Origin of the sequence: Paenibacillus sp. FSL K6-1330 (assembly GCF_037976825.1) — a bacterium.
Classification (GTDB): Bacteria; Bacillota; Bacilli; order Paenibacillales; family Paenibacillaceae; genus Paenibacillus_AQ.
Window position 1 is genome coordinate 4,593,222 of record NZ_CP150269.1, and the last position, 20,308, is coordinate 4,613,529.

A 20,308-nucleotide genomic window follows, 5' to 3' on the forward strand; every position below is an offset into this window, starting at 1 on the left:
ATGTCATATTTAGGTCAACCAGCCGTTATCGTCGTCACTGGCGTCATGGCCTCTGGTAAGTCGACGGTAGCCCAGCTGCTAGCGGAGAAGTTTGAACGCGGGGTCCATTTGCGAGGGGACTCGTTTCGGAAAATGATAGTCAGGGGCAGAGAAGAAATGCTTCCGGATGCTTCGCTAGAGGCGGAGAGGCAGCTCGCATTACGGTATCAGCTATCCGCCTCCGCTGCCAGAACCTATGCTGAAGCCGGTTTTCATGTCGTTCTGCAGGACGTCATTCTCGGCCCGGCGCTGCACCAAATAACCGAAATGCTAAACGACCTTCCTGTCTTCGTTGTTGTACTGAACCCATCCGAGAATGCCATTAGCGCACGCGAGCAGATACGTGACAAAAAAGGCTACGGGGTATGGACCATCTACGAGCTGAACCGGCGGTTGACTATCGAAACGCCAAGGATCGGCCTGTGGCTGGATACCTCCGATTTATCTCCTGAAGAAACGGTTGAAGAGATTTGGAAGCGGATGTGGGACGAGGGGCAGATCCGTTAAAATAAACCCGGTATCATTCATGACAAGGCTTCCTGGTAAAAAACAATTAAGCCTGTTTATTCACTTCATTCCCGCCGTCAGCCATGGTTTAATATAGATGTCCGGCTGGACCAAATGATCGGAAAGGAGGCTGAACGAATTGATTCAGAATATGGAGGTGGCATCTGCGTAAGCGGATGCCACGTTAAGGGGAGCCCCGTATAGGGCTCCCCTTCATTTCATTTTACTCATAGATCACGGCTTTGATCTCGTCGCTATCGATATTGTTTTTGTCGTACCAGTAGAATCCCGTATCGATCTGCGGTTCAACCTTCTCCCCTTTGATGGCTGCCACAGCGGCTTTTACCGTCTCGTATCCGATGCCTACCGGATTTTGCGTGATGGCTCCCGCCATTGTCCCGTTCTTGATTGCGTCAATCTGTGCTTTTCCGGAATCGAATCCGACCACGATGATCTGACCTTCCTTTTTCATCTCCGTTACTGCGTTAATGACGCCAACCGCAGAACCTTCATTCGCCCCGAATATCCCTTTCAAATCCGGATGCGCCTGCATCATCGCCTTGGCCAGGTCTGTCGATTTCAGGTGATCCCCGCCTCCATATTGAATGTCAACAATCTCGATATTCGGATACTTCTCTTCGATCTGCTTCTTAAAACCGTCGCGGCGGCTAACCCCCGTTACGCTGGTCTGGTCATGGACCACCATGGCGATTTTGCCTTCATTTCCGATGAGCTCCGCCATTTTGTCTGCCGCAAGCGCGGATGCAGCCATATTGTCCGTCGATGCCGTCGTGACCGGAATGTCGCTTTCCACGCCCGAATCGAAGGCGATGACAGGGATGTTGTTTTCCTGGGCTTTTTTCAGATAAGGTATGGAGGCCTGGCTATCCAATGCGGCAAAGCCGATCGCGCTTGGTTTCTTGTCGAGTGCTGCCTGCAGCATTTCGATCTGCTTATCCACCTGGGATTCCGTCTCCGGTCCTTCAAAGGTAATCCGTACGCCAAGCTCTTCCCCTGCCTGCTCGGCACCCGCTTTTACCGCCTGCCAGAATTGGTGCTGAAAGCCTTTGGAAATGATCGGGATGTAGATTTCTCCTTCGGCTGCAGAACTGGAACCTGAACCCGATCCGCCCTCGCTTGGACTGTCGGTTCCTCCGGCAGCGTTATTGCCCGTTGAACCGCAAGCCGCCAGCATACTTGCAGTTAGCATGAGAATCAGAGCCAATACGGATAGCTTTTTCATAATCTTCATCTCCCCTTGTTTATCAAAATAGTACATCTATAGAACTTCCATCCATGGAAGCTTCTAACCCGTTAACATTCGGCTAACTTAGCGCGGAACGCAGCTCTAACAAAAGGCTTACGCTTTGCGTCTGCGCAAAATATCCGCATACACCGCGAGTATGATAACGAACCCTACGACAACGGTTTGCCACTCCTGCGGCACGGACAGAATGCGTAATCCATTCGTCAGCACACTCATGATCAAAGCTCCGATCACCGTACCGATGATGGTCCCCTTCCCTCCGCTGAGCGAAGTTCCCCCGATCACGACCGCCGCAATGGCTTCCAGCTCATACCCGGCACCCAGGGCCGGATTGGCCGAGTTCAGCCTCGATGCCATCATGACACCGGCCAAGCCGGTAAAAGCGCCGGTTAGGGTGTAAATGACGATTTTCCAGAAGCCCACATGGACGCCGGACAATCGGGTCGCCTCCTCGTTGCTGCCCAGTGCAAAGTTATACCGGCCGATAATGGTCTTCGATAAGATGAGGTAACCCACAACCGCCGCAATGAAGAAAATAACGACCGCATTCGGAATATCGAGGCCCGGTATCAACCAGCCCAGCACACTGCCTTGGGACACCTCGGCAAAGCTTTCCGCGTCGTTGAAATAGACCGGCTTGGCTCCGGAGATAATCAGTGCCAGTCCTTTGGCAATCATCATCATCGCCAGCGTTGCGATAAAAGGCGGGATCTTCATCTTCGCCACCGCCGTTCCGGACAGAAGCCCGCACAGCGCGCCCGTCAAGATGCCGCCAAGGATGCCGACAGGAACCGGTAATCCCCAGAAGGTGATGCATACGCCGGTCATAACACCGCTCAGCGTCATGACCGTCCCGACGGACAGATCAATGCCGCCGGTAATGATGACAAAGGTAGATCCCAAAGCCAGCACGCCGATCACCGCGGTCGAGAGAAGAATGCCCACGATATTGGAGAACTGAAAGAAATTGCTGGATGAGAACGTAAAGAATAGAATGAGAACGACCAGGCTGGCTAGAGCCAGCACTTGCTGCAGCGCACCCGATTTGATTTGAATGTTCATCTGCTTATTCCTCCTGACGTGTATGGATAACGGCTTACATTCTCGCTGTAGCCAGATGCATAATGCTTTCTTGGGTCGCCTCTTCATGTTCCAGCTCGCCTGTAATCCGGCCTTCACACATCACGAGAATCCGATGACTCATTCGAAGGATTTCAGGCAGCTCCGACGAGATCATGATGATTGATTTGCCCTGTGCCGTTAGATCGTTCAGCAAACGGTAGATTTCGCTCTTGGCCCCTACATCGATCCCGCGGGTCGGTTCGTCGAAGATCAGAATGTCGCAATCGCGGGTCAGCCATTTGCCGATGACGACTTTCTGCTGATTGCCGCCGGAGAGGTACTTTACTTCCTGGTCCACATGTGGTGTTTTGACCTTCAATCGCGACACTATTTCCTCTGCCTGCTCGCGAATCCTGGCCGTACTCATCCAGCCCCCGGGACACACGAAGTTACCGTATGACGCGATAGCCACATTGCTCTTCACATCCAGATCGACAACGCATCCATAGCGCTTACGATCCTCGGATAGATAGCCGATCCCTTGGCGCACCGCATCGTGGGGGCCCTTGATCGTTATCTTGCGGCCATGAACGTGGATCTCGCCGGATTGAATGCGGTCGGCACCGAAGATCGCCCGGGCAAGCTCGGTCCGCCCCGCGCCAACCAGCCCTGCAATGCCAAGGATTTCTCCCTTTTTCAGAGTGAAGTTAATGTCCTTCAAAGTTCGACCTTGATTCAGTCCTTTAACCTCCAATACCGTCTCACGTTCACCTGCGCTCCTCTCCGGCTTCGAGGTCTCGTAGATTTGCCGGCCAACCATCTTGGAAATAATGTCCTGGGTGGTAACTTCAGCTGTGGATACCGTATCGATGTACTGCCCGTCACGCATGACCGTAATGCGATCCGTAATTCGCTTGATCTCATCCATCCGATGGGAAATGTAAACGATTCCAACTCCGCCTTCTCGAAGCTGACGAATGATGCGAAACAAATCCTCAATCTCGGTTTCGCTTAAAGCCGCAGTAGGCTCATCCATGACCAGCACGTCGGCGCTATAAGACAATGCCTTGGCAATCTCCACCATCTGCTGCTTGGCAACCGTTAGTTCCGAAACCTTGATGGATGGGTCCATGTCCAGTCCCATCCGCTCGAACAGTTCCTTCACTTGTCGGTTTAGCGCCTGCTCATCCAGAAACAATCGGAGCTTTCGTCGCGGCTCCCGCCCGATGAATATATTCTGAGCAACTGTCAGATCGGGCGCCAAGTTCAATTCCTGATGGATCATGCTGATCCCCGCGTCTTGTGCCGCTTTCGGATTCGTTAAATCCACGGGCTGCCCCTTGTACGTGATCGTTCCTGCATCCTTCTGGTATACGCCGGTCAGGATTTTCATCATGGTTGATTTGCCAGCACCGTTCTCACCCATAAGCGCATGAACCTCACCGCGCAGCAGTTCAAATCGGCAGTTATTTAATGCAAGCACGCCCGGAAATCCCTTCGTGATTCCTTCCATCTGTATCAATACTTCGCTCAAAACCCCTCACCTCTCAAGCTGGCACCTTTTATGAATCATTGTACAAATCGTTCCCCTTGCGGAGGAATGGAATATTCTCTGATCGATGTTGAATAATCTATGATCTGTTAACAGGACCCCATAAAGGAAGAAGCTACTCTTCCACAAAGGGAAAGAGCAGCTTCTGGTTCTCCTCGGTATACATATTGTCTTTGTTGATGACTACGGAATCGGTGTACACGTTGCGTGACACCTTGTCTCCTTCGATGATGGATACGGCTGTTTTGATGCCTAAATAGCCGATGTTGAAGGGTTTCTGAACGATCGTGGCTTGCAGGACTCCCTCTTCGAGCAGCTTGACTTCCTTCACCGAGCTGTCGAATCCGACCAGCTTGACCTTGCCCCCCAGCCCCAGTTCTCGAATCGCTCTGCCTGCCCCCACCGTAGAAGGCTCATTCAGTCCCACGATTCCATTCAGGTCAGGCCTCTCCAGCAGCAGCTTCTTCGTGATTTCATAGGCTCTCTCCTCCTTGCCTTCGCTATAGTAAGTGCCCACAATTTCCGTGCCGCTGCGCGACTCCAAAATACTTCGGACCCCTTGTTCCCTCTCGATCTGCGTCGAGGTCCCCTGTACGAAACTGACGATAGCAACCTTGGCATCTGCCGGGAGTAATGAAGAGAGCTCTTTGCCTGCCTTCTGTCCAGCATTCACATTGTCGGTCGCGATCAAGCTCTGCGCATAATCACCATTAACGGCGGAATCAATCATAATTAGCGGGATGTCAGCCTTACGAATGGACTCTGCTACGGGAACAAGGCGGTTATAATCTCCAGCGGCCATGACAATCGCATCCGGCTTCTGTTTGATGGCTTCCTCCAGCAATTGGATCTGCAAGTCCACTTCGATTTCCTGGGTGGGTCCTACCACCGAGACATCCACACCGAATTCACGAGAAGCCGTGTTCACCCCTTCAATCAGTACCCGCCAGAATTCAATTTCATCCAGTGCTTTAACACCCACGATGATCTTCTTGGCACCAGGCTCTGCCTTGGACCATTGAAAGGCGACATAACCCAGGATTAGCACCGAAATCAGCAGCAGTAAAATATATCGCAGTCTCATGTACGACTTCATGGCACATCCCCCTCCAAGCTCCGCCATTCCTCCGGATGAACAGCTGGAATGAGCACCTTTACGCATGTCCCCGATCCGGGCTCGCTCGTATAGCTAAGGCCATATTCCGCTCCAAAATATAACTGAATCCGCTGGTGGACGTTCGCAATCCCAACGCTGTTTCTCGCTGGGTTGCCTTCTTTGGACGTTAGCAGAGTCTCAACCTTGGACTGATCCATGCCGATGCCGTCATCCCTGACTTGAAACTCGATCCGGTTATGTTGAAACTTCCCTGTAATCGTGACCGTTCCCGGACCTTCCTTGTTCTTGATGCCATGATAAATGGCATTCTCCACCAGCGGCTGCAGCAGCACCTTCAATGTCAGATACGGGTAAAGTTCGCGATCGATAGCCAGGGCAAAACGGATTTTGTCCTGGTATCGCATTTGTTGTATTTTTAAATAATTCGTTATATGTTCCACCTCGGTAGCAATCGGTATCATCTCCCTCCCTTTGCTGAGCGAAGCTCGAAACAACCTTGCTAAAGCCGATGTCATCAGAATCACCTCATCATGCTTCTTGCTTTCGGCCATCCATATGATGGAATCCAGCGTATTATAGAGAAAATGGGGATTGATTTGGGCTTGCAGGGCATTCAGCTCGCTTTTCCTCTTAATTTCCTGCTCTACCACGATCTGATCCATCAATTCCTTAACCTTCAGCACCATCACGTTGAAGCTGCGGGCCAGGCCGGAGATTTCCCTGGAATGCCCCACGGGAACCCGGATATCGAAATTCCCCTTCTCCACTTCCATCATTTTCTCTTGGAGTTTCTTGATGGGACGCGTCAGGTTCCGGGAGATGACAACGGAAAACAGCACGCCCACGCCAAGACATAACAACCCCGCTATAGCAAAAGAAAGCTGCATTTGCTTCTTATTGTCCACCAGCTCATTCTCATAAAAAACGCCAACGATTTTCCAGCCGAAATCCGTATCCTTGATGCTGTATATCCGGCTTGCCCCGCCCTCCTTCACGACAAATCCCCCTTGCTTGTCCGAAATTACCCGCTCTAATCTCTCCGTCTTCAAATTGCTGTAGAGCAGCTGCTGCTGCGGGTGATACACAATCCGGCCTTGACGGTCAATCACAAACACGTAACCCCGGTTCCCCAGATCCAGCTTGCTGAGCATATCGTTAATCACCTTGAAGTTGAGATCGATCAACAGAATGCCCAGCCCATTCGAAGGATTCACGCCGCTGAGCTCGCGGCTCAGTGATACGACCCAGCGGTACTCTCCCTTGATGACCGGCTGTACATGGGACGAGGAGATCACTGTCTGTCCCTTGTTTTCCTTCGCCTGCCGATACCAGGGCTGCTCCGATAACGCAATATAGGGATTCAGTTCGGCGTCCGCCCGATCGGAGATAAAGGTGTCGCCGGCTCCAAAAATATTAATCGACGCAATATCTTTGCGCGAAACCCGAATCGAGTGGAAATATTCCGATATCTTCGCTTTCAATATAGCCAGTTCCGCAGGCTGCAGTTCATCGGCCGAGGCCAGATATTCTCTGACGTTCGGATTGTTCATCGCTGCGAGCGAGATGTCCTTCATGCCCGTAATGTAGGTTTGGATATTCGCATTCACTTGATTGATCAGCTCGGAGGTATAACTCTCCGCCGTTTCGCGAACAGCCGATTCGGACAGCCGATAGGAGATGAAGATCAGCAGCAGCGCCGTAAACAGCACTAACATCACGAAGGAGCTGGCGATGCGGGATTGAATGGTTTTGATTCGCTGCGGTGCCTTCATGGCCATACCTCGTCTGACGCCATTTTATTTCGGTACTCGGTCGGGGTATCTCCGGTATGTTTCTTAAACAGCACGCTAAAATATTGTGGATCCTGATAACCGGTCTTTGCCGCAATTTCATAGGTTTTCATCGAGGAATGCTTCAGCAGTTCCTTTGCTTTTTCCATACGGACTTCCGTTACGTATTCAACGAAGGTTCTCCCGGTATGCGTTTTGAACAGAGCGCTGAAGTAACTCGTGCTCATGAAGATCCGGCTGCACACGGTCTTAATCGATAACTCCGGATCCTCGTAATGTCGCTGGATGAAATCGACCGCCTCCAGCATCTGGGAGCGGGTCAAGTCCTTTCTCGTCTTGGCAACGTCCCTTAGCGCCTGCTCGCACACCTCGTTTAACCAACCCTCGATCTCATCCAAGGACCGAAAAGAATGTAGATCGGATAGCAGACTTTTCTCTTTGCCGATCAACTCGTTCTCATTGCAGCCGATTTCCATCAAAGTTTGAAGAACCGCAAGCATCACTCGTACGATCCGAACATAACAGAGCTCGATTGAAATTGAAGCGCTTCCAAGTTCGCTGATCAACCGCCGGATGCACGTCTTTACTTCGGAGTCCGTACCAGCCCGGATCGCGGAGATTAGCGCTGACTCGGTTTCGATCCCATCCAGGAGAGGAGCGTCCCCCCGCTTTTCAAGATCCGTGATATGGACCACCTGATCGCGGCCGATCAGGAGCCGGTATTCCAATGCAGCCTCCGAAGCCCTGCAGGAATAACGGATGTCCTGAAGCTCACGGCAAATCGTTCCGATGCCCAGCGTGACCGTGAATTTCATGAACTGTTTCGTAGATCCGCGAATTCCCTCCGCCAGCTCCTGCGCCCGAGCGTGCAGCTCCTCCTCGCCGAAGCCCGACAGAATGGCCATAACCTTGTTCTCCTTGTACCGAAAAACGGCTGCACCGGGCTCACCCGCCAATAATTCCTGCATGATATTGTATAAGGCAAAAGCATACAGCTCATTATCGACGTGCTCTTCATCCGAACGAAGCTCATCCCTATCCGCTGCTATTGCGATATAAAGCGGCCCCGGAAGCGGAATATCAAAGTAAATCAGCTTGCTCTCGATCTCGGATCGCTTCATCGGCGATGACGCCAGTCGTTCGAGAAATCGTTCCTTAAGCAAGACCAAGCTCTCATTCAACTGATATTTGAGCCTCTTCAAGTGCTCCGTACGTCCGTGTTCCTCATCCATCTCCAGCTTGAGTTTATCAAGCATCTCCCTTAATTCCGCCGAGGTAACCGGTTTCATAATAAAATCCGTGACCTGCAGCTTCACCGCCTGCTGGGCATATTCGAAATCGTCAAACCCGGTCAGAATGATGATCTTCGTCTTAGGAAAACGTTCTGTAATATGGCGGGACAATTCCAGGCCATCCATGTACGGCATGTTGATGTCCGTTAACACCACATCAGGTGGTTGGCGGGTGACAGTCTCCAATGCATCCCTGCCGTTCTCGCAAACTCCGATGCATTCAAAGCCATGGTCCGCCCACTGAATCTGGTTTCGAATCCCTTCCCTTACAATCGGTTCGTCGTCCACAATAAGAATCGTATACAATCAAAGCTTCCCCCGTTCATAAGCAAATCCCATTTGCTTAGGTTCTATCGTGTTACGAGGTGAATATACAGGAAAAGCCCTTTGGCAAGCAACTGCCAAAGGGCTCCATGACTTCATATTTATTTGCGGGTGTTCATCCATGTAATGAAATTGTTCACCACAATATCGAGGAAACCGATGGTTGGCTCATGGATTAACTTGCCAGCCTCATCCATCTTCTCGTGTACCGCGCCGATGTATACTTCATTGTTCGGAAGCAGCGGCGAAGTAATGCCGACAGAAAACAGAATATCCCGGAGATGCTCTTGAGCGCGAACCGTTCCAAGCTGTCCCATCGACGCCCCCATAATCCATGAAGGCTTCCCGTTCATGACCTTATCAACGCGCGATAACCAATCGAGCGCGTTCTTGAGCACGCCCGGTATGGAGTAATTATACTCCGGTGTGATCCACAATACCGCATCGGCGGCAGCAATCCGCTCTTTGAAATCCTTAACAACCGCAGGAGGATCCAGCTCAATGTCTTGATCATAAAACGGAAGATCTCGAAGCCCCAAGATTTCAAACGCAATCTGATCCGAGTAGCGCTGCTTCAAATATTCCGCCAGTTTCATATTGTACGACTCTTTTCTAATGCTTCCTACAACGATTGCGACTTTCATGATACCCTCCAGTTCTATGCCTTCTAAGCATATTTCAATCTATTTTTAACAACTAATTTTTAGCCTAACACCATATTTTACCAATGTCAAAATATCCTTTGTCCTACTTCATCAACGAGAGCAGTTTACATACGCCGCGTTCCATATCTGCTCTTCTCTCTGGCGGCACGTACCGCATCAAGGACAGTGCGGCATATGGCACCTTGATTGCATGCGGATCTTCATACAGCCCGCTCCAATAGGCCGAATCCGTAATCGAAGCTTCCTCTGCAGCCTCAACTCTCTGATTCGATAGCGCTTGTGGCTTTAAACGGTTGAGTTTTATTTGCAGCCTGTGATTGTTTTGACCAAGCTTGGCAAGCTGAGCATATCCGAGCCGTTCCAGCTCAATCAATGCGTGGGCGTGGGTAATGCCATGCTCAAGCTCACCAGCAAAAAAGTAGTACTTCCCTTCAACGTGTTGATCCGGCAGCACATGATCCAACTCGGATAAAGCACGAATGGCCAGATCGGATGCATTCCGGTACGGCGGTATTTCCGAGAGTGAGATCTCCGATCGATCCAGCTTCGTATAATCATCAATTCCGTAATACCTGGCAAGCTTGTGTTCAACTGCTGCATCTTCCATCAGCTTAAGTAAACCTCGCACGATAGACGGCGTCAGTAAGTCCGGACGCTCACGCAATGCTTTCAGTCCCAAGACGGCCAGGGTTACCCCGTGTCCGGAGGTACTCAGATTCGTCAGGTTAGGCAGCAGTCCTTCAATAAATCGATTCATTAATTCAGGCTGCGCAGGTTCGGGAGGATAGGGTTCGAACCAATCTTCATGCTGACTGCGCAAGTGCCAGCAATTGGAAGCCAACCCCTGCAGTACATCTTGCGGCAGATCAAACTCCTTCTGCATGTAATAAGCCGCCAAATACGCTCCGCCAACATGTCCTTCAAACCAGCCAATCTCGCCGCCGCGGCTCAAGGCTGTAAGACCATCCTCCAAATACCGGTCACTAATGACCGAATTCACCTCCTTCCCTTCAATTGCACTTGGCAGATTCAGCCTGACTGCAATGTCTTTAGGAAAGCTTGTGATCTTTAGTCGGATGCTGTAACCATACATTCTAAAATGCAAACCATCCTCGGTATCCGAAACCATCATCCGCCGATCCAGAGTGGATCGAACCCGGTCCAGAAACCGTTCGTCGGTTACTCCATAAGTTATCTCCAGGGATGGTGCCAGCGCATACATCGAAATCGGAATCCATTTGCGCTTTGTTGATACAACAACGGCATGGGCTGTTCCTCCAATGACAAAAGCGAATTGCTCCGACTCCTTGGCGATCGTTAAACCGAGCGTCTTCTGCATCCATAATCTTGCGGCTATCGGATCCTCCACAGGTAATCCCACCTCCCGCAAATACAGGACGCCATAGGTGCCGTTCGGCGCCAGTACCCCTTCCTTCAGATCATCGTGCGCGATAAACTCAAGCAAGTTTCCATCGCCATCCTTGAAGTACACATTCACGCCGGAATCAAACCGCTCAACCACTTCACCATCAGGCCATTTCAACAAAGGTACCTGCTCTGCGAGCTTCTGGATCATGGATTCAAACTGGGAATAAGGCACTTCAAACGCGATATGGGCAGGAGCTATAGATTCATACGCTTCTTCAAATGCGAGTGTGAAATCCGGTGTAGGCTGGAATACGATCTCAACCTCGCTTTCGCTTGCAATCGGGAAATGAAGCAGTCCGTTGTAAAATTGTTTCACACCCTGAATGGAGACCGTTTTTAATTTCAATCCGGCAAAATGAGTGATCATGAGGTTTCAACCTCCTCTTTACCGCTGACCTTCTTTACCAGCTCCATAAAGATGGATAGCGCCTCTTTAGCCCGATAATCCAGCACAATCGTGCCTTCTGCCGCTTCGGATTCGTAAATGGTCCGCTGAGAACCGCCAATGGAGATCCATTCCGGACTATTAATTCCGTGCAAATTGCGTATGGTAGCTTGCATTTGCTGCAGTGAACTCACACCGACCGCCCCTCCCGCCGAGCTTACCGATAACACCGGTTTACCTGAGAAATGCATCTGTCCCAAATGATCCAAGGCGTTCTTCAAAACCCCACTCATTCCTCCGTGGTACTCCGGTGTCGTCAATATAATTCCATCCGCTTCCATTAACAGACGCTGCAGCTCGCGCACGCCAGCATGGCGGTTGAATATCTCGTCTGGTGAATAGAACGGGAGCGGTGTCTCATACAAGTTAAACAGCTTCACCTCCACGAACAACGTATTCATTTGCGCTTCCAAGGCTTTAGCCAGAACGGTGCTTGTTGCTTCCTTACGATTGCTGCCAGCTATAATCACAATCTTCATGGTACTGCCTCCCTTATGGATATCGAATGTTTTGTTAAGTCCATTGTAGAGGAGGCAAGCCATGGAAATCGTCAACATTTGGAGTGATTTTACGAGCAAAAGCTCTCATGCCTTCGGCTGAGAGCTTCTACAACTATAGTCTTAGATATGATCGTTATGTACGCCAAATACAGCAATCCTTATACGATTCCATGCTTGAGCGCATAAATGGCCGCCTGTGTCCGGTCGGCAACCCCCAGCTTATCGAGCAGATGGCTGACATGGGTTTTAACCGTCTTCTCGGTGATGTAAAGCGCTTCGCTGATTTCCCTGTTGTTCATACCCGATGCAATCAGCTGCAGTACCTCCTGCTCCCGGCGGGTAAGTTTATCCAACTGTGCTGCCTGTTCCTGATGGCCGGACCCGCTGGTCTCATCTGCTCCCGCTGGCGATGTAACATGCGTCATGAGCAGGCCTGCCGCATCCGGATGCAGTTCAACTTGGCCTTCATACACGCGCCTGATCGCAGCCACCAGATCCTCAGGCTCAATATCTTTAAGAAGATAGCCGCGTGCGCCTGCCCGAATGGCGGGCAAAACATGGTCATAATCGATAAACGAGGTCAGCACGATGACTTTAATGTGAGGCTGTTCTTTTGTTAACCGTGCGGTCGTATCGATTCCATTGAGGATTGGCATATTCAGATCCATTAATACGACATCGGGATTTAGATGTTTGGCCGTCTCCAGCGTCTCCTCGCCATTCGCGGCTTCGCCAACCATCTCGATATCCGGCTGCGTAGCCAGAAAAACCTGCAATCCCCGGCGTACCATGGCATGATCGTCAGCGATCAACAATCGGATCATCCGTTATCCCCCCCCTTCTCTGTTGATCTACCCCTTAAGGGCAGCGAAACCTCAATGATGGTTCCCTCTCTGTACACACTGTATAGACGGAATTGTCCTCCGAGCGATTCGGCCCGTTCCCGCATGCTCGACAACCCAATTGAATGCCGCGTCAGCTCGTTCAATCGTTGCTTGGTAATCCCGCGGCCATGATCTTCGATCCGAAGTTCAACTTCATTTTCCTGTAGAGTTAATACGACCGTTACTTCCTTCGTATCCGCATGCTTGCTTACATTGTTCAGCGCCTCTTGACCGATCCTCCACAAGGCTTCTTCCACGATCCGGGGCAGGTCCTGTATCCCGCTGATATGTGAACTTACATGAAGCTTCAATCGTTCGCCGTATTGTTTAAGGCCTGTCATAAGCCCTTCCTCAAGTCCGGGTGGGCGAAGCTGCATGATCAGTTCCCGCATTTCCTTAAGGGCGCTTTGCGATAAAAACTGTATATCATGGATGGTGTCCTGCAGCATGCTTTTCCGCTCATGCGGCTCCGCGGCAAGCATTCCCCCCACCCCCTTGGACATCATGACTAACGAGAACAGGGTTTGACTTACCGAGTCGTGCAGGTCTCGGGCTAGACGATTGCGTTCATCCATTCTTGCGAGCTCCCGCCGGTTCTCCTCCAGACGGATACGCTGAAGGGTCATGCCGATATGTTCAGCCAGTGCCTCGAGCACCTCCATATCCGCCCGGTACGCATCCCCGTAATGATCGTAGCCTATCAAAAGCAGTCCAAAAGAGGTATCTTCCGCAGCCGCCAGCGGAACCGCAACCGCTCGGGTGATGGAGGCTATCCATCCCTGTTCAACCAATAAATCCGCAAGCCGCTGCGCGTCTTCGGCACTGACCGAATCCGCAGAGACCTTTCCATTGCCAGACCGGATTCGTGCGGTTTCAGGAAGTGGAAATTGGGCATGGGGCAGCGTCGTCTGACCTCCGCTGTATAGGGCACGCAGTGTCATTTCGTTACCGATAGGTTCCAGTAATGCGGCAACATGCCAGTCAAAGTAACGTCCCATTAAACTCATGACTTGCTTCGTTAATTCGGCCCGGTTAACCGCCTGGGAAGCATAAGCACCGAGAGCACTGCTATATTCCCCAAGCCGGGCAAACAAATCCGCGCGGCGCTGCTCAGCTGCGTACAGCCGCATGCGCTCAATGGCGCTGCCGATTTGGTAGGCTACCGATTCCAGCAGTGCCAGTTCCTCTTTGGTGAAATGCAGCTTCCCGGGCGCAGCCACATTCAGTACGCCGAACCTGCGGCTGCCAGATCGCAGCGGAACGGTTGCATGGTGGGTTATGCCCTCTGTATCCCCCCATTGATACCGAACGGCGTTATCCAGACGCTTGCAATTCAAAATGTTCACCGCATTTTTCAAGCGTCCGTCATCGTAACGCTCCAGGCACCAGCAGCTGCCGCATCTCATCGGTTCGTTATCATCCCGGCTCAGGGCAGGCGGCAAATTCCGGCTGGCTACGAATTCATGCGTTCCCCGATCTTCCACCAGGAACAGCCAGCCGGTCGTAAGTCCCGTTAGCTCCAGCAGCTTGGCAATAACAACGTCCAGCATGGGAGCAAGCTCATTGGACTCGTTCAACGTTTCTGCGATCGTTTTCAGCGTAATTAACTCCTGAATATGCGGATCGTGATTGGACATACACGAAAGCTCCTTCTTTTTTGCATTCTGAAGTAACTATATTATATAATCCTGTCACACACCATCAAAATCCCCTATGAGCCCTTTGGGCTTTTCACAGATCATTCACCCCATGAATTTTGGTAAAAAACAATTAATATTGTTTTATCTCTTGCAAATTTCCACCTACATATGGCTTAATATAGAAGTCGGGGCCGACGAAATGAGCTGAAAGGAGGCTGATTGCAATGATTCAGATCCGTGAGGTGGTATTCGCGTAAAGCGAATATCCGTTAAATGGGAGCCCGCTGCGGGCTCCCTATATCTATTTTTAAATCCAAAAATCTAAAAACCCAAAAAAACCAATATCACGAAAGGAGGAGGGCAAGCATGATCAATGCAATTGTTTTGAAACTCAACGATAGCTTAAATATGTATACAGAAAGAGGAGGGCATCGATGGGCCATTACAAGAACGGAAGAGAAGTGCTTCCCCCCGAGCTGCTGCAGCAAATTCAACAGTATATAGATGGAGAATTACTCTACATACCGAAACAGAGCGAGCAAAGAGCCGGCTGGGGAGAGTTAAGCGGTTCCAAACAACGCATCGAAAGTCGAAATAAAGAAATGTATCGCGCTTACTGCAAAGGACGGTCCATTGAGGAATTGGAACGGACCTACTTCCTGTCTGGAGAAAGCGTGCGCAAGATCATAAGTAAACTTACCCGCGTAGGGACCTGAATCGATGAGATTTAACGGTCTGTACACGGATTAACATAGGACTGTTCCCCTGGGGCGCAGTCCTTTTCACGTTGTATTGCATTAAAACTCACTTGTATCTGGCTAAAAACGTCAGCGCTATTAAGCATATCGATAACAAAGCATAATGAAGACTTAAAAATGCTGATCTTTGCATCCGGGATAAGCCAAGTAAGGCATAAGTATCGGATATAAACCGTGACTTGAAAATACTATTACGGAAGACAGTAAAAAAGGAGAAAATGAGACATTGAGTTAAACTTATTTGACCACCGAGTTCTTTGCGTCAGCGAAAAAGAAACCACGAAGTAGTGGTTTGTCACAATGACTTTGAAAAGTCCAAAACAGGGTAAAATTGTTGTTTTATGAGCCAGCCTTGTTCGATTCAAATCAGTGATTTCAATAACATGACACAAACTACGATAAGCATTTGACTGAGTAAATGAGAAAAACTGAGCATAAGCCGATGAGGGCAGTTGCTCTGAAATGACTGTGTATACCTTTTTCATTTCAAAAACGACGAAATTAGTCAGTGAAAATATATTTAAAAGAAAATACGGCGACCCTTCCCAAGTCAATCTCGGGAGAAGATCGCCGCATATTAAACTCTCTTTCTATGTCTAATCTAACGGACATTGAATAGCAGTCCATTCTCTTGTTTAACTGAGACTATGTTTTCATTGGATGATAATTCTTAGTCTGATCCAATTTATTTTCTAACGATCTAATCTATTGATTTTTTTCGCAGTGACCTGACCTGGATATGAATCTTCTATAGAATTATATACAATCTCAATTTCCTCACCGACTGTAAACATAGCAGGATCTGTTCCAGTTACCCATAGTACATCTTTATACTTTTTTGACTCGATTAAGACGTTAGAATCTTCATGTAAATCCTCATTCTTCAACCCAGAAATGACTAGGATTTTTTTATTGTCTATATCAATCTCTTTAACAACACCAATTAATGTCTCATAATCAGAACTTGAACCATTACAAGCAGTTAGTAAGCATAAACATAAACATATTAAAAATGCTTTTTTTTTATACATAATTTCGCTCCCAGTTAGTATTACTTAGAAAAAGCTGATTTAATTTAATATGGCGTTCATTTGAAGCCGACTTAATACATTGCCAACATGTGAATATGTTCCATCCCCATTATATCTCCCTTTATGAACGCCTTTTAAAATCGAACTATAATAGATTGGTCCTCCACTATCTCCTGGGTTTGAACTGTAACTTGCACTTCTTAAACCTGTAAAATTCACACCTTCAATCGTGTAAGAAACAGATTTACTTTTCAGCACTCCACAAGAAACTGGATTGTTAGATGAAGAAGCGCCTGAAATACAAATCATCTCCCCAACAAATTCATTACTACTATTTTGAACAAGATCAAAATATCCTCCTCTTGAATTATTAGTGTACAGATTATTACTATATGTTAATGAAGATATACCAATTGCCGCTGCATCTACATTACCACCGTATATTCTTGCACCCATTGAGCCAACGTTATTTGTCCCTTGTTTAAAATTATTTCCAGTACTTCCACAATGTGCTGCCGTAATGATATATCCAGAACTTGTACTTGGATATTTGGCCATAAAGCCAAGCGTACAAAGACCACCATTAGCATTAGTAATGGAAGTACCGGCTTGAAGAGGATTATATCCCAAACTTCTATTTTGATCTCTAACTAATGAAGATTCTCTTATCAATAACATATCAGAATTAAACTCTTCTTCCAGCACTTTTCTTTTTTCTAAATCTAGATTTTTGACTCCTACTTCTACTTTCTGTTCTGGTAGATTTATCAATGTATCAGTTATTATCACTCCATTATGCTCTACATTTAATAGCGTTAGTAATCTTTCATTAAGTTTAATCAGTTCTTGCTCAGTATACTTAGTTATGAAAACGTTAATTAACGTGGGATCACCATAAATTTGTTTCAAATCAGATTCATACTTTGCTTTATCGTCCTCATTCTTAATTCCAACATTTAAGACTCCACCTAATTTTTGATCAATAAATACGATAGTATCATTTTCATAATTATTGGTGTGCAGGTAATTTTTCACCAAAGGCAACTTTTTTAATTGATGTTCAATACGTAACGATAGTTGCTCTTCCTCAACTCTTGTTAATTTAATACCAAATTTAGAATCATCCGTTTTGTCATTGTTAAACAGAATTATATTATCTTCGCTTAACTGAGTTTTCAATCCAAATTCTTCTCTGAATTTCAATTCATTTAAATAGCTATAGTAGGAATCAGTTTCGACTTCGTTTGCAATTACATTACCCGAAGAGAAAATAAGACTTATTATTACTATGAATGTAAAAGCTAAGTTTTTAATTTTCATGTTATTCTCCTTTATTTTAGATTTCAAAAATGTGTTTCGTTAGCAACCTTCTATCACTCTAAGGCAACCAAAAAATCCATACATATCATTTCCTTCCTAATTTTTACACTACACTATTAATGACTACTTAATTCAAGAGAAAGTTAAGGATAATTTTATTTTATTTTATTTTATTTTCAAAATTATGTATTTAATTCATTTAATTAAACACCAGAAAATGGGGATTAGGACTACTCCATTGGTGGCTCACTCTGGTTGCCAACACAAAAACACCTCCAAGGTGACACCCATATCTTACGACATGATTTGGCAGATTTCTCTTGAAGGTGTTTGGATTTATCTCGATTAAGAGGTCAGTCTCCTCTGAGGAGAGTACCTTTTTAGTTTGCTATGCCTTCTCCCCCGCGACATCCCAACGATGGCGAAATTTCTCCAATCGCGGATGAAGCTGCGGCGGCTCGGACAAGAGGATGAGCCTCAGCTTCACAATCCATTCCTCGAATGAAGAAAAAGATGCAAACACATTGGCCATCTCAGGTGTCAGTATAAGAAAATGGGGACTTCCGTATTTCTCTACCAGATGACGAAGCGCGGTATCAATCGGCGTGTATTTTTTCCGTTTCGACTCGAAGGGTTCAATCACAACCGATGATCCTTCATGCTCCTCTATCCATTCCTCAAGCTGTTTCTCCCGCTTGTAATAAGGGCTAACCGGCTCCTTGAACATCCGCCTGGCCGTCTCTTCATGCAGCGGATACAGCACCAATTTTACAAATGACCGTTCTTCTAAAATGGCAGCAGCCTGCTCCAAATCCTTCTGGATCTGCTCGAAGAGATCGTAGAATATTAAGGTCCCTTTGGTTGTCGGCTTCGGGGGCTCGTAACCGTAAGGAACATACTCCAAATTGCGCGGCATGATGGAACTTCACCTCTCTTTTACTCTGATGACTGGGATGAAAGCTTTGGTGGAACCCGATGCTGGGTAGCCTGCTCAAAGCCGTAAGCTAATTGGATCAGTACGTGCTCGCTATATGCCGTCCCGATGAACGTAATGCCCTGTGGTCCCTTCGTAATATAGCCTCCAGGTGCAATGACGCCATTCTCGGCATAACCGCCGGGAACGGTAACCGATGGATACCCTGCCCGGGCAGCCAAATCTGGTCCATATTCATTACCCAGAAACAGCAGGGCGTCCAGCTGATATGTCTGCAGAACATGGTCAATCCCTCTCGTTCCCGCCATTTCTTTATTCTTCTGCTTGCTCTCAAGATACTCTGCTTCGGTTAGCGTACCGCTCGTCTCCTCGGCCCAAATCAATGTCCCCTGTCCATATTTCAAGGCAGCATCGGCGTGTGCCTCATTATAAGCGATAACTTCAGCCAACGAATGAACCGGCAGAGACGCGTCTAGGTTCGCCAAATAATCATTGACATATTTCTTGAACTCATAGCGAAGGACATTGGCATCCCACTTGGTATCCTGGCAAGGCAGCTCCACCGGATCAATAATAGTGGCTCCTTGATCCCGCAGCACTTCAATGGCGGACTCTACAATTTTTAGTCTATCCCGATCCAGGTGGTTATAGTAGTATCGGGGAATCCCGATTCGAGCTTTCTTCAAAAACTTTGAATCCAGAAACTTCGTGTAGTCCTCAACCCTTTTTTGGGGATCTATCTGGGTCACTTCGTCCAAATCATCGGTTCCCGCGATCACGCTAAGCAGAATTGCGGCATCTTCCACCGTTCTGGTCATCGGACCGGCCGTATCCTGCGTATGGGTGATGGGGATGATACCTGACCGGCTTACCAGTCCGATCGTCGGCTTAATGCCAACCAGACTGTTCTGGCTGGAAGGGCTGATAATCGATCCGGATGTTTCCGTCCCGATGGCCGCTGCAGCCAAATTCGCCGCCACCGCAGCACCGGAGCCTGAGCTTGAACCTCCAATGAACATTTCGCCAGGGCCGTATGGATTTAACGTAAGTCCATGTCTTGATGAGTATCCGGCCCACATCGTCGATGACATGAAATTCGCCCACTCGGTCATATTGCTCTTACCCAAAATAACAGCACCCGCCTTACGCAGCTTCGCTGCAACAAAAGAGTCTTTCGTGGCAAACGAATCCGCAAGGGCGATGGAGCCGGCGCTCGTATGCAGCCGATCCCCGGTGTCGATATTGTCTTTGAGCAGGATGGGAATCCCGTGCAGCAATCCTCTTGCTCCCTGGTCTTTGCGCTCCCGATCCAACTCCCCGGCAATTTGCAGCGCTTCAGGGTTCACTTCAAGAACCGAACGAAGAATTCCATCGTATAACCCGATCCGCTCCAGATACAATTGAACTAGCTCAACTGAAGTCATCCAACCCTCTGCCATCGCCTGCTGCATATCCGAAATGGTTGCTTCCACAATCCATGTTTTTTTATCCATGATCATATATAGTCCCCCTGACTACTTATCTTTCTGACCTTACGGTAGGTGATGGGGATTAATGTTTCATATTTTAGCCTCCAGTCTGTTTATATCCTTATTTAATTCGGAATTCAGGAGCAAAATTCCTCTTATTATGCGTAATCCAAGCGGTACCTGTATGTTTCCGTCTTCCCTGATCTCTGCTTGCTATCTCTTTAATCGCCAACGAAACACAAAACGCGGACCAAGAATAGTTCTTGATCCGCTCCTGTCCCCAT

Annotated in this window: 17 protein-coding genes; 2 read left to right on the top strand and 15 right to left on the bottom strand. The window is 48.4% G+C overall.

Annotated elements, in window-relative coordinates; translation table 11 throughout:
- Complete coding sequence (locus NYE54_RS20715) at window positions 1–546, top strand: AAA family ATPase (protein WP_339265883.1); 546 nt, start codon at window positions 1–3, stop codon at window positions 544–546.
- A 223-nt stretch (window positions 547–769) separates the two neighbouring features.
- Here NYE54_RS20715 and NYE54_RS20720 read toward each other — a convergent pair whose 3' ends face one another.
- The 11 genes from NYE54_RS20720 to NYE54_RS20770 form a co-directional block, all read right to left on the bottom strand.
- Complete coding sequence (locus tag NYE54_RS20720) at window positions 770–1,798, bottom strand: ABC transporter substrate-binding protein (RefSeq protein WP_339273587.1); 1,029 nt, start codon at window positions 1,796–1,798, stop codon at window positions 770–772.
- Window positions 1,799–1,906: 108 nt separating this feature from the next.
- On the bottom strand, window positions 1,907–2,875 hold the full coding sequence (locus NYE54_RS20725) for an ABC transporter permease (RefSeq protein WP_076321977.1): 969 nt from the start codon (window positions 2,873–2,875) through the stop codon (window positions 1,907–1,909).
- A 34-nt stretch (window positions 2,876–2,909) separates the two neighbouring features.
- Window positions 2,910–4,409, bottom strand: a complete 1,500-nt coding sequence (locus NYE54_RS20730; protein ID WP_339265886.1) for a sugar ABC transporter ATP-binding protein — start codon at window positions 4,407–4,409, stop codon at window positions 2,910–2,912.
- A 133-nt stretch (window positions 4,410–4,542) separates the two neighbouring features.
- Window positions 4,543–5,523: a substrate-binding domain-containing protein gene (locus tag NYE54_RS20735; protein ID WP_339265888.1), complete on the bottom strand. Its 981-nt coding sequence runs from the start codon at window positions 5,521–5,523 to the stop codon at window positions 4,543–4,545.
- Complete coding sequence (locus tag NYE54_RS20740) at window positions 5,520–7,316, bottom strand: sensor histidine kinase (RefSeq protein ID WP_339265890.1); 1,797 nt, start codon at window positions 7,314–7,316, stop codon at window positions 5,520–5,522. Before NYE54_RS20740 ends, NYE54_RS20735 begins: the two co-directional genes overlap by 4 nt.
- Complete coding sequence (locus tag NYE54_RS20745) at window positions 7,313–8,932, bottom strand: response regulator transcription factor (protein WP_339265891.1); 1,620 nt, start codon at window positions 8,930–8,932, stop codon at window positions 7,313–7,315. Before NYE54_RS20745 ends, NYE54_RS20740 begins: the two co-directional genes overlap by 4 nt.
- A 119-nt stretch (window positions 8,933–9,051) precedes the next feature.
- Window positions 9,052–9,594, bottom strand: coding sequence for an NAD(P)H-dependent oxidoreductase (locus tag NYE54_RS20750; protein ID WP_339265893.1), 543 nt, complete (start codon window positions 9,592–9,594; stop codon window positions 9,052–9,054).
- A gap of 103 nt (window positions 9,595–9,697) precedes the next feature.
- Complete coding sequence (locus tag NYE54_RS20755) at window positions 9,698–11,410, bottom strand: VOC family protein (protein ID WP_339265895.1); 1,713 nt, start codon at window positions 11,408–11,410, stop codon at window positions 9,698–9,700.
- Window positions 11,407–11,967, bottom strand: coding sequence for an NADPH-dependent FMN reductase (locus NYE54_RS20760; RefSeq protein ID WP_098746458.1), 561 nt, complete (start codon window positions 11,965–11,967; stop codon window positions 11,407–11,409). The genes NYE54_RS20755 and NYE54_RS20760 overlap by 4 nt, the downstream gene beginning before the upstream one ends.
- A 179-nt stretch (window positions 11,968–12,146) precedes the next feature.
- The gene (locus NYE54_RS20765) at window positions 12,147–12,812 is read right to left on the bottom strand and encodes a response regulator transcription factor (protein ID WP_339265898.1); all 666 of its coding nucleotides are present in this window, start codon (window positions 12,810–12,812) and stop codon (window positions 12,147–12,149) included.
- On the bottom strand, window positions 12,809–14,509 hold the full coding sequence (locus NYE54_RS20770) for a GAF domain-containing sensor histidine kinase (RefSeq protein ID WP_339265899.1): 1,701 nt from the start codon (window positions 14,507–14,509) through the stop codon (window positions 12,809–12,811). Before NYE54_RS20770 ends, NYE54_RS20765 begins: the two co-directional genes overlap by 4 nt.
- Window positions 14,510–14,946: 437 nt before the next feature.
- Here NYE54_RS20770 and NYE54_RS20775 point away from each other — a divergent pair, with 437 nt between their 5' ends.
- Entirely contained in the window at window positions 14,947–15,228 is a 282-nt protein-coding gene (locus NYE54_RS20775; RefSeq protein WP_006211013.1) for a CD3324 family protein, read from the top strand.
- 734 nt (window positions 15,229–15,962) lie between these two features.
- On the opposite strand, the gene NYE54_RS20780 is transcribed toward NYE54_RS20775, so the two are convergent.
- The 4 genes from NYE54_RS20780 to NYE54_RS20795 all read right to left on the bottom strand — a co-directional run bounded on the left by NYE54_RS20780 (window position 15,963) and on the right by NYE54_RS20795 (window position 20,054).
- Window positions 15,963–16,301, bottom strand: coding sequence for a DUF3221 domain-containing protein (locus NYE54_RS20780; RefSeq protein ID WP_339265901.1), 339 nt, complete (start codon window positions 16,299–16,301; stop codon window positions 15,963–15,965).
- 39 nt (window positions 16,302–16,340) lie between these two features.
- The gene (locus NYE54_RS20785; protein WP_339265903.1) at window positions 16,341–17,621 is read right to left on the bottom strand and encodes a S1 family peptidase; all 1,281 of its coding nucleotides are present in this window, start codon (window positions 17,619–17,621) and stop codon (window positions 16,341–16,343) included.
- 388 nt (window positions 17,622–18,009) lie between these two features.
- A complete protein-coding gene (locus tag NYE54_RS20790; RefSeq protein WP_339265905.1) occupies window positions 18,010–18,537 on the bottom strand; it encodes a hypothetical protein in 528 nt (175 codons plus the stop codon).
- 20 nt (window positions 18,538–18,557) lie between these two features.
- Window positions 18,558–20,054, bottom strand: coding sequence for an amidase family protein (locus tag NYE54_RS20795; RefSeq protein ID WP_339265907.1), 1,497 nt, complete (start codon window positions 20,052–20,054; stop codon window positions 18,558–18,560).
- Between the last annotated feature and the right edge of the window lie 254 nt (window positions 20,055–20,308).